General features: G+C 69.6%; 10 protein-coding genes. 2 read left to right on the top strand and 8 right to left on the bottom strand.

What is annotated here, in order from left to right; all coding sequences use genetic code 11:
• The 6 genes from MEICH_RS29360 to mgsA all read right to left on the bottom strand — a co-directional run.
• Positions 1 to 206 (bottom strand): hypothetical protein (locus tag MEICH_RS29360; protein ID WP_218916402.1); only part of this gene is annotated, 206 nt, incomplete at its 3' end.
• Positions 207 to 476: 270 nt separating this feature from the next.
• Positions 477 to 2,432, bottom strand: coding sequence for a single-stranded-DNA-specific exonuclease RecJ (locus tag MEICH_RS0111950; protein ID WP_027892808.1), 1,956 nt, complete (start codon positions 2,430 to 2,432; stop codon positions 477 to 479).
• 28 nt (positions 2,433 to 2,460) lie between these two features.
• Complete coding sequence (locus MEICH_RS0111945) at positions 2,461 to 2,778, bottom strand: lipopolysaccharide assembly protein LapA domain-containing protein (protein ID WP_027892807.1); 318 nt, start codon at positions 2,776 to 2,778, stop codon at positions 2,461 to 2,463.
• A gap of 77 nt (positions 2,779 to 2,855) precedes the next feature.
• Positions 2,856 to 3,557, bottom strand: coding sequence for a 1-(5-phosphoribosyl)-5-[(5-phosphoribosylamino)methylideneamino]imidazole-4-carboxamide isomerase (gene hisA, locus MEICH_RS0111940; RefSeq protein WP_027892806.1), 702 nt, complete (start codon positions 3,555 to 3,557; stop codon positions 2,856 to 2,858).
• Between the two features lie 250 nt (positions 3,558 to 3,807).
• Positions 3,808 to 4,038, bottom strand: coding sequence for a hypothetical protein (locus MEICH_RS0111935; protein ID WP_027892805.1), 231 nt, complete (start codon positions 4,036 to 4,038; stop codon positions 3,808 to 3,810).
• A gap of 40 nt (positions 4,039 to 4,078) precedes the next feature.
• Positions 4,079 to 4,486 (bottom strand): methylglyoxal synthase, encoded by a 408-nt coding sequence (gene mgsA, locus MEICH_RS0111930; protein WP_027892804.1) that lies wholly within the window; start codon positions 4,484 to 4,486, stop codon positions 4,079 to 4,081.
• A gap of 97 nt (positions 4,487 to 4,583) precedes the next feature.
• Here mgsA and MEICH_RS0111925 point away from each other — a divergent pair, with 97 nt between their 5' ends.
• Complete coding sequence (locus tag MEICH_RS0111925; protein ID WP_218916401.1) at positions 4,584 to 5,612, top strand: hypothetical protein; 1,029 nt, start codon at positions 4,584 to 4,586, stop codon at positions 5,610 to 5,612.
• Positions 5,613 to 5,788: 176 nt separating this feature from the next.
• Here the strand turns inward: MEICH_RS0111925 and MEICH_RS0111920 are convergent, their stop codons facing one another.
• On the bottom strand, positions 5,789 to 7,042 hold the full coding sequence (locus tag MEICH_RS0111920) for a S41 family peptidase (RefSeq protein WP_027892802.1): 1,254 nt from the start codon (positions 7,040 to 7,042) through the stop codon (positions 5,789 to 5,791).
• A 55-nt stretch (positions 7,043 to 7,097) separates the two neighbouring features.
• Entirely contained in the window at positions 7,098 to 8,606 is a 1,509-nt protein-coding gene (locus MEICH_RS0111915) for a carboxypeptidase M32 (RefSeq protein WP_027892801.1), read from the bottom strand.
• A gap of 126 nt (positions 8,607 to 8,732) precedes the next feature.
• Between MEICH_RS0111915 and MEICH_RS0111910 the strand changes: the two genes are divergently transcribed.
• On the top strand, positions 8,733 to 10,064 hold the full coding sequence (locus MEICH_RS0111910) for a cytochrome P450 (RefSeq protein WP_036218532.1): 1,332 nt from the start codon (positions 8,733 to 8,735) through the stop codon (positions 10,062 to 10,064).
• The last annotated feature ends 258 nt before the right edge of the window (positions 10,065 to 10,322 follow it).

Raw genomic sequence — 10,322 nt, 5'->3', positions numbered from 1 at the left:
ACGTTCGCCCCAACGTCCACCACCGTCTGCCCCGGCCGCAGCAGCCCCACGAACCGCGCCAGCGCCGCCCGCTCGTGGCTCCCCAGCGCGATGCTCAGCTGCGTCCGGTCCGACAGGTCCAGCCACATCCGCTGACCCCCCACCTCCACCCAGGTCTCGCCCTTCGGCAACAGGGCCAGGTACTGCCGGAACAGCCACCGCCCCAAGCCCGTCTGCCCGATGCCTACCCGGCCGAGAACCGCTGTGGCAACCTGCCCTAGTCCGATCAATGAGCGCATGCGAACACCTCTCCAAATGGCTTTTTAGGGATACACGTCGTCAGGAATACACCAACGAAAAGAGGTCAACGAATGGGGTTGGCCCGATTATAGAAAGTTGCGGCCCCTCGAGGCCGACCGAGCTTACATAAGAACCGTGCATACCGTTTCCCCCAGGCTTTGGCCTGTGGGGTTAGGGAAATGCTGGCACAGGAAAAGTCAAGAAACGTGAGCCAGTAGCGATGTGTTTTCCCACCAGACTGCCAGGGTTTCGGCGAGCAGTTGGGATTGGCCGCTCTGGTAGGCAAAGACCAGTTGCTGGGCGAGGCCCTCGAGCCGCTGTGCCTCGGCCTTAGCCCGCAGAGCCGCCAAGGCCTTCTCGCTGAGGGCCAGCCGCACCCCCTCGGCCCGCACGGGCTGCTCGGGGAGCGCGAACCAGTAGGCCGCAGCCTCGGGGCTCACCACCTCGACCCCCTGCTCGGCAAACCACTTCGCCCCCTCGCTCCCCACGTAGACCGGGGCCTTGCTCTGCAGCACCTCCTGCAGAGCCGCCTTGAAGGGCAGGGGCTCGAGCCAGCCCCTGGCCTGGTTGGCGGCGCGGTAGGCGAGGGCCCGCAGCTCGAGGCTGCGCGAGCCGTTCCAGTCGTTGTGGGTGAGGCAGGCGGCGACGTCGATGGGGCCGGAGGGTAGGTTTTCGCCGTTGTCCTTCCACTTCACCACCCGCAGCCCGCCCAGCCGGAATGACAAATGCTTGCCGCCCTCGCCCATGGTGCGCACGCCCTCGGGCTTGCCGCTGAGGAAGAACAAGGGCTCGGGGTTGCCCTCGCCGTAGGGCTCGAGCAGTTGCAGCGCGGCGTAGAGGGCCTCGAGGTCTTCCCCCTCCAGCGCCCCGTCGAGGTGGATCACCGGCTGGGGCGGCGGGAACTGCGCGGCGTAGGCGCAGATGGCCTCGCGGAAGGCCGGGACCTTGTCCTTGGCGATGGCGAACCCGGCGGCCTGGGCGTGCCCGCCGTAGCGCTTGAGGTGGTCGGCGGCGGCCCGCAACGCCCCCACCGCGCTGATGCCGGGGGTGCTGCGCACGCTGCCCTTGCCGTCGGCGATGATGAACACCGGCTTGTAGAAGGCCTCGAGCACCCGGCTCGCCACGATGCCCATCACCCCGGGGTGCCCGTCGCCGTCCTCGATGACCAGCGCGGGGGCGCTGGGGTCGAGGGTGGGCCAGATGCGCTCCAGCATCTCCTCCTCGATGCGCTGGCGGCGCGCGTTGAGCTGGGAGAGGGCGTCGGCGAGGGGCCGGGCCTGGAGGGGATCGGCGGTGGTGAGCAGCTCCAGCGCCAGCTCGGCCCGCCCCAGGCGGCTGGCCGCGTTGATGCGGGGCGCGATGCGGAAGGCGACCTCGGAGGCGGTGTAGCTCTTGCAGTGGTCGGCGGCCAGGGCCTTGAGCCCGAGGTGCTGGGTGTCGCGCAGTTGCTCGAGCCCCCGCCGCACCAGCGCCCGGTTGAAGCCCCGCAGGGGGGCCACGTCGGCGATCGTGCCGATGCAGGCCAGGTCGGCGTACTCGACGGGGGCGGGCTTGCCCAGCATCTCGTAGATCTTCCACAGCAGCAAGAAGGCCACGCCCGAGCCGGTGGGGTGGGGCTGGCCGTCGAGCTCCGGGGTGAGCATGGGGTGGACGATCAGGCCCGGCGGCTGGTGCGGGCCGGGGCTGTGGTGGTCGGTGACCAGCACCGACACCCCGTTCTCGGTGAGCTCGCGCAGCTCGGCGTGGTTGGAGATGCCGCAGTCGACGGTGATGAAGAGGTCGCAGGAGTCGATGTGCTCGGGGACGCGGTCCATCAGCACCCCGTAGCCCTCCTCGAGCCGGTGCGGCACGAAGGCGTGGACGTCGGCCCCCAGCTTGCCCAGGCCCAGCAGCAGCACGGCGGTGCCGGTGAGCCCGTCGGCGTCGTAGTCGCCGTGGACGCGGATGCGCTCGCCGCGCTCGAGGGCCTGCAGCACGCGCTTGGCCGCCTCCTCCAGGCCCCGGATGGGCAGCAGGGTGAGCGGGGGGTCGAGGTCTTCGGGGGTGCGGATGCCCCGGTTGTAGAAGATGGCCGCCGCCAGGGGCGGGACGCCCAGCTTGAGCAGGGGCTCGAGTTCGGAGCTTTTGGGCCAGGGGCGGAATTTCCAGATCATGGCACGGGGCTTTCGGGGTCGGGATGGTTCAGGGCTGCTGATCGCGGTCGGGGATCACGGGGATCTCCTGCACCTGGGCCCGCTTGAGGTTCTCCACCTCGCTGCGCACCTGGCGCAGCTCACGCCACCGCCGCCCCAGGGTGCGGCGCAGCCCCACCCACCAGGCCAGGGCGTACAGGGCCATCACCAGCGCCCCCAGCGCGAAGGAACCGGCCAGCAGGATGCCCACGTGGACCGGCCCCCAGGGGGTGCCCAGGAGCAGCTCGGGCTGGTAGGTGTAGAGCCCCCAACTCACCGCCGCCACGGCCAGGGCGATGAGAAAGGCCAGCCAGTTGAGGACGATCATGGGGATAGTCTAACGCCAAAGGCGGGGGGCAGGGCGCGAACGCCGGGCGAGGCCCTGAGGCTTCGCCTGGGAACGAACTAGATCCACCGGCCCAGGTCGATCCGGCCCTCGTAAAGGGCCTTGCCGGTGATGGCCCCCTCCACCCCCAGGCGCTGCAAGCCCTCGAGGTCGGCGTCGGAGGCGATGCCGCCCCCCGCGATGAGGAACCCGGGCCAGGCTTCCCGCACCCGGGCGACGACCTCGAGGTCGAGCCCCTGCAAGGTGCCGTCGCGGCGCACGTCGGTGTAGATGAGGGTGCGCACCCCGGCCTCGTGCGTGCGCAGGGCGAGCTCGGTCGCGTCCTGCGCGGTGCCCTCGGCCCAGCCCGACACCACCACCTCGAGCCCCCGCGCGTCCAGGCTCACCACCACCCGCTCCGGCCCGAAGGCCTCGAGCATCGCCGTGAGCACCTCGGGCCGCTTGACCGCCACGGTGCCCACCACCACCCGCTTCGCGCCCAGCTCGAGCAGCCCCTGGGCCGCCTCGAGGCTCCGCACCCCGCCCCCCACCTCGAAGGGCACCTCGAGCCGCTCGGCGATCCGCCGGATCACCGCCCGGTTCTCTCCCCGCCCCGTCGCCGCGTCGAGGTCGACGAGGTGCAAAAACCGCGCCCCCTGGGCCTGCCAGTGCAGCGCGGCCTCGAGGGGGTCCTCGAAGTAAACGGTCTCGAGCTCGGGCCTGCCTTCGAAGAGCCGCACCGCGCGGCCTTGTTGGATGTCAACCGCAGGGATCACCAGCACGGGGGTGATTGTACCGCTCCGGGCGTTGGCGGTCAGCGGTCAGCCATCAGCCGTCAGCAGAGGGTGAAAGGCTCGTGGCGTATGGCTCAGGGAATATCCCCCCTGGCCCCCCTTGCTAAGGGGGGGTGACAAGGCGTTTGGCGTTTTGCGTACGGCGTAGGGCGCAGGACGTACGACGCCGGGCGCGGGTCGTGCGTCCTGCGCCCGGCGTTTGGCTATCGGCTATCAGCGTTCAACCCGTGACCCAGGCTCACGCCTGGATCGCGGAGCGCTGGGTGAGGGCTTCACCGGCTTGAACCTGGGCCGCGCCCTGCTGGATGCCGATGAGGAAGCCCAGCTTCATCAGGTTGATGATCTGCTCGGTCTGGCCGGACTGCACCAATTCCTGCACGTACTCGGCCATGCCGGGAGGGAAAGGCATCTGCCGCAAGGCTTCCCGGTTAGCCTCCAGCATGTGTTGGATCCACTCGAGCGGCGTCATACCTAACACTATAGCACTCAACTTACCTGACACTCGGTATTCAGACACTTTCGGGCTCGAGGTCGTCGCGGGAGAGGTCGCTCTGCAGCCAGGCCAGCACGGCCTCGGCGGCGGCGAGGTTGCTGGCGAGCGGGACGTTATGGACGTCGCACACGCGCATGAGGGCCTGCACGTCGGGCTCGTGGGGCTGCGCGGCGAGGGGGTCGCGCAGGAAGATCACCGCGGCCACCCGCCCCTCGGCCACCCGGGCCCCGATCTGCTGGTCGCCGCCCATCGGGCCCGAGAGCAGGGCTTCGACCTCGAGGCCCGCCTTCTGCTTGAGCAAGCGGCCCGTGGTCCCCGTGGCGATGAGGTGGTAGCGGGCCAGGAGGGCGCGGTGGTCCTTGGCGAAGGCGACCATGTCGGTCTTCTTGCCGTCGTGGGCGATGAGGGCCAGCGACTTGCTCATGCCCTCTAGCTTAACGCCCCGCCCCGAGCCGGGGCGCGCCCGCAGAATTTAGGCCCTGCCACGGTTAACCATCCGGTAAGGCGGCAGAATCGGGGGCATGCAACAGCCCCTACGGCCTCGAGCCCACTCGCAAGCCCCGTCCCCGCTCGGCTCTGGCGCCGCGCTGTGGTGGGGCGTCGCCTTCAGCACCCTGGTCACCGGCCTCATCTGGCTGCTGGGGGAGCGGCTCGAGCGCGTTCCCCTACTCCCCGACCGGGGCGCGGCCTGGTACTACTGGCAGCTCCCCGACCCCACCCTCCTCACCCGCCTCTCGGCCTGGGTGCCCTACCTGCTGCACAACCTCGCCATCTGGTACCTCATCTACCTCGCGCAGAAGCAGCGCCCCGCCTACACCGCCGGGCTGCACCCCTTCAACGTGTGGGCCCTGGCGATCAACGGCTTCTTCGGCGTGCTGCACGTGCTTCAGACCCATTTGTTCTACGACGGGCTGGCCCAGGACGTCTCGATCTTCTCCTCGCAGGGCTCGGTGATCGTGCTGCTGGTGCTGGTGCTGATCATGGAAAACCGGCGGCGGGGGATGTTCTGGGGCAAGCCGGCCCCGCTTAGCCGGCAGGTCGTGGACTTCGTGCGGAGGTACCACGGCTACTTCTTCGCCTGGGCGGTGATCTACACCTTCTGGTTCCACCCCGCCGTCGCCACCGCCGGGCACCTGCTGGGCTTTTTCTACACCTACCTGCTGATGCTGCAGGGCAGCCTGTTCTTCACCCGCGCCCACCTCAACCGCTACTGGACCTTCAGCCTCGAGTTCCTGGTGCTGCTGCACGGCACCATCGTGGCGGTGCTGCAAGGCAACGGCATCTGGCCCATGTTCGCCTTCGGCTTCGCCGGAATTCTGGTCATCACCCAGATGCACGGGCTGGGCCTGAAGAACTGGGCCAAGTGGGCCATCCTGGCCCTCTACTGCGCCGGGGTGACGTACGTCTACAGCGACCGCGGCTGGGCCAAGGTCAACGAGGTGATCCGCATCCCGATCATCGACTACGTGCTGGTGTTCTTGCTGGCGGGCCTCATCAGCCTGGGGCTGTGGGTCGCCCGCAGGCTGCGCCCCGCAAGGGTGACGGGCTGAGCAGGCCCGCGGGCGCCAACTTCGAGAACCCCGTTGTTTTTCCAATAGAAGCTAGCCATCCTTGAAGGCGAAGCCAGAGGCCCCAACCCCTTAGGCTGCTTCGGCGGTGGAATGAGCCTCCGGCCGCCGTTCAGTACCTCCGTTCCCCCGAGTGATCGGGGTAACGGTTTTTACGGCTAGCGGATGCCCAGCACCTCGAGCGCCTTCTCCAGCATGGGGTCGCGCCCGGTGCGGGCGATGACCTCGGGCTCGTAGGGCATCTCGACGTCGGGGGTGACGAACTCGGGCAGGGGCTCGCCGCTGGTCTTGAAGGTGCGCACGTAGGTGATGGCGATGGCCGAGCCGTCGGAGAGGGGCCAGAACTCGGTGGCGGTGTTCATCACCCCCACGGTGCGCTGCCCGATGAGGGGCACCTTGCCGAACTCCTTGAGCACGTAGGCCATGATCTCGCCGCAGGAGGCGGTGAAACGGTCGATGAGGGCGGCCACCTTGCCGGTGAAGCGGGCGGGCTGCTCGAGGCGGTAGGGGGGGTTGGGGTCTTTGGGGTCGTTGCCCAGCACCGCGCCGTCGGCGTAGCCGAAGGGCACCGCGGCGGTCTTGGTGCGCATCTCGAGGGCGAAGTTGCCCACGAAGGCCCCCGGGGCGCTCTCGCACTCGGTCTCCTCGCCCCCGGAGTTGCCCCGCAGGTCGATGACGATGGCCTTCGCCCCCTTGGCCTGGGCCTCGCGCACCAGCGCGTGCACACGGGGCCCGACCTGCTTGTAGACGGCAAAGTCGGGGATGCGCAGCACGAACACGCCCTCGGGCACGCCGCCGGGCACGTAGAGGGTGGGGAGCACCGGCAGGGTGTAGGGCTGGCGGCGCAGGGTGAGCTCGAGCTGCTGCTCGGCCCCCTGCACCCCGCGCAGCAGGCTCAGGCGCACCGGCTGGTCGGTGTCGATGCGGGCGCGGAAGTCCTCGAGGCTGCGCAACCCCTCGCCGTTGACCGCCCGCACCCGGTCGAAGGGCCGCACGCCCGCGAGGTCGGCGGCGCTCTGCGGCCGCACCTCGCTGATGAGCACCTTGCCGTCGAAGTAGCCGGCCATGCTGATGCCGTAGACGGGCGTGGGGTCCACGCGCCCCGAGAAGCGGTCGAGGGTCTGCCTGTAGCGCTCAGGGGTGAGGAAGTAGGTGTGCCCGTCCCCGATGCCGCGCACCAGCCGCGCGACGACGCTGCGCCCGGCCTCATGGCCGCAGTCGGGGTTGCCGGCGCAGATCTGCTCGAGCTCGCGCCCGTAGCGCTCGCCCAGCGCCTTGAAGTCGGCGGGGGCATAGCCGAAGTAGTGGGTCTCGAGCAGCTTGAGGGCTTCCTGCAGCAGGTCGCGGGCCGGGCTTCCCAGCCCCGTGCCCAGCAGCAGCGCCGCCGCGACGATCCAGTTTCGCAAAGGCATGGGGCCAATCTAGCAAAAAGGCCCCGCCCCAACCGTGAAGCGTATCCGCAAAGCCTCAGACGCCGTAGAGCGCAGAGAACTTGTTGCCCAGGTACCGCACGAGGTACTCGGGGTTGAGGTCCTCGCCGGTGACGTTCTTCAGCAGGTCGCGCGGCCAGTAGCGGCTGCCCTGGTGGTGGATCTTGCGGCGTGTCCAGTCCAGGAAGGGCGCGAACTCGCCCCGCTCGAACTGCGGCTCGAGCGCCCCCAGCTCCTTCTCGGCCTGCTGGAAAAGCTGAGCGGCGTAGAGGTTGCCCAGGCTGTAGGTGGGGAAGTAGCCGATCAGGCCCGCCGACCAGTGCACGTCCTGCATCACCCCGTCGGCCAGGGTGGGCGAGGAGACGCCCAGGTACTCGCGGTACTTCTCGTCCCAGGCGGCGGGGGCGTCGCTCAAGGAAAGGTCGCCGCGCAGCAGGGCGAGCTCGAGCTCGAAGCGGATCATGATGTGCAGGTTGTAGGTCACCTCGTCGGCCTCGACCCGGATCAGGCTGGGCTTGACCTGGTTGACCGCGAAGTGGAAGTCTTCAAGGCGCACGTCGCGCAGCGACTCGAAGTGCTGCTGGGCCAGCGGCCAGAAGTAGCGCCAGAAGCCCAGGCTGCGGCCCACCAGGTTCTCCCAGGTGCGGCTTTGCGACTCGTGGATGCCCAGCGAGATCTCCTGGCCCATCGGCGTACCGTAGTGCTCGGGCAGCAGGCCCTGCCCGTAGACCCCGTGCCCCATCTCGTGAACGGTGCCAAAGAAGGCGGGGTTGAAGTGGTTCTCGAAGTAGCGCGTGGTCAGGCGCACGTCGCCGGGGCCGATGCCCATCATGAAGGGGTGGGCCACCGGGTCGAGGCGGCCGGCCTCGAGGTCGAAGCCCAGCCGCGCGATGACCTCCTTGGCGAAGGCCTCCTGCGCGGCGCGGGGGAAGTGGCGGTGCACGATGGAGACGTCGGGCCGGCGGGGGGCGTGCTCGAGGCGCTGCAGCAGCTCGACCGTGGCCTCGCGCACCCGCTTGAACACCGGCTCGATCTGGGCCGCGGTGGCGCCGGGCTCGTACTGGTCGAGCAGCGCGTCGTAGCGCTCCTTCTCGTAGCCCAGCGCGTCGGCGACCTCGCGGGTGAGTTCAAAGATGCGCCTCAGCACCGGCTCGAAGCCCTCCCAGTCGTTCTTGGGCCGCGCCTCCTCCCACACCGCCTGCCCCTCGGTGGTGGCCTGGGCCAGCTCGACGGCCAGCCGCTCGGGGATCTTGGTCTGCTGGTCGAAGCTGCGGCGCCACTCGCGCACGTTCACCGCCTCGACGGAGATAGGGTCGGCCACCAGCTCGGAGCCCTCCACCACCGCCAGCATCTCCCCGATGCGGGGGTCGGTGGCCCGCTGGTGCAGCAGCCGCGCCAGCGTGCCCTGCATCTTCGCCCGGTGCGCGTGCCCCTTGCGGGGCGTGTAGGCGGCCTGGTCCCACCCTGCCAGCGCCCCGAAGGCCCCCAAGTAGGCCGATTCCTTGCTGTGGTTCTCGAGCCATGCGTAGGCTTCACGTGCGGTCATGCCGCCCATGATATGGAGGGCTGAACTTCAAAGACTATGACCCGATCCGAGTTGATGACCGCGGGACGGGCGAGTTGCAGCCCAGCGCCAAGTCGGCGCGGCAGGGTGAGTTATCATCCGGCACGGATGCGCCAAGCCGTGCCCGGCCCCACCCCCCGCGAACTCCTGCCCCGCCTGCGCGAGCTCCAGCAGGACCCCCTCGAGTTCCTGCTCGAGCTCGCCCGGCGCTACGGCCCCTTCGTGCGGATCCCTGTGCCGGGCCTGCACGTCTTCAGCATCGCCCAGCCCGACGCCGTCAAGCACGTGCTGCAGGACAACGCCAGGAACTACTCCAAGCGCACGCTGCAGTTCACCAACCTGTCCCTGGTGACCGGCCAGGGCCTCCTCACCAGCGACGGCGAGTTCTGGCTGCGCCAGCGGCGCATGGCCCAGCCCGCCTTTCACCGCCAGCGCATCGCGGGCTTTGGCGGGGCCATGACCGGGGCGGCGCTGCGGATGCTGGAGCGCTGGAAGGCCAAGCAGGACGGGGTGCTCGACCTCGACCACGAGATGATGGAGATGACCCTCGAGATCGTGGGGCTCACCCTCTTCTCCAGCGACTTCTCGGCCGCCGCCAAGCGCATGGTCGAGGCCACGCTCACCGCCCTCGACTACGTGATCCACAAGGCCCAGAACCCCTTCGGCCCCCCGGCCTGGGTGCCCACGATGCGCAACCGCCGCTTCCGGCAAGCCCTGGACGTGCTGGACCGAGCCGTTTACCGCCTCGTCGAGGAGCGCCGGGCCCGGGGCCAGCCCCACGACGACCTGCTCTCCATGCTGCTCGAGGCCCGCGACGACGACGGCCAGCCCATGACCCTGCGCCAACTGCGCGACGAGCTCATCACCGTCATCATCGCCGGGCACGAGACCGTCGCCAGCGCCCTCACCTGGACCTGGCACCTCCTGGCCCAACACCCCCAGGCCGAGGCCACGCTGCACGCCGAACTCGCCCAGGTCCTAGGAGGCCGCACCCCGACCATGGACGACCTCCCCCGCCTCCCCTACACCCGCGCCGTCTTCGAGGAGGCCCTGCGCCTCTACCCCCCCGCCTGGCTCATCACCCGCCGCGCCACCGGGCCCGACACCGTCGGCGGCTACCCCATCCCCAGGGGCTCTTTGCTGGTCCTGAGCCCCTACATCACCCACCGCCAGGCCTCGGCCTGGCCCGAGCCCGAAACCTTCCGCCCCGAGCGCTTCCTCGAGGACGCCCGCCCCCCACGCTACGCCTACATCCCCTTCGGCGGCGGCCCCCGCCTGTGCATCGGCAACACCTTCGCCCTGGTCGAAGGCCAGCTCATCCTCGCGACCGTCGCCCAGCACTACCGCCTGCGCCCCGCCAACCCGAAGCCCGTCGAAGCCGCCCCCCTGGTCACGATCCGCCCCAAAGGAGGCCTGTGGATGCGGCTCGAGCGGCGCTGAAGTCGATGGTCGATAGTCGATAGCCCATAGCCGATAGCTAAACACCTCCTTGAAATCGATCATCCACTGGGGTTGTGACCGACCCGACAGCTAACTACAGCCCCACTCCCCAGGGGACACCCGCTCGACCCGCGAGCCCGTCCCCGGCCGTGGATCCGCGGCTCACGCGGGAGGGGGTGAGGGAGGTGGCGCAGACGGGCATGCCGCCGGGTCAAGGTGCGGCCCGCACCCCCGCACACGCGGGCACTGAGGCCCGGC

This window comes from Calidithermus chliarophilus DSM 9957 (assembly GCF_000430045.1).
Taxonomy (GTDB): Bacteria; Deinococcota; Deinococci; order Deinococcales; family Thermaceae; genus Calidithermus; species Calidithermus chliarophilus.
Note: the sequence above shows the minus strand (reverse complement) of the source record. Positions and strands in the feature narration are given on the sequence as shown.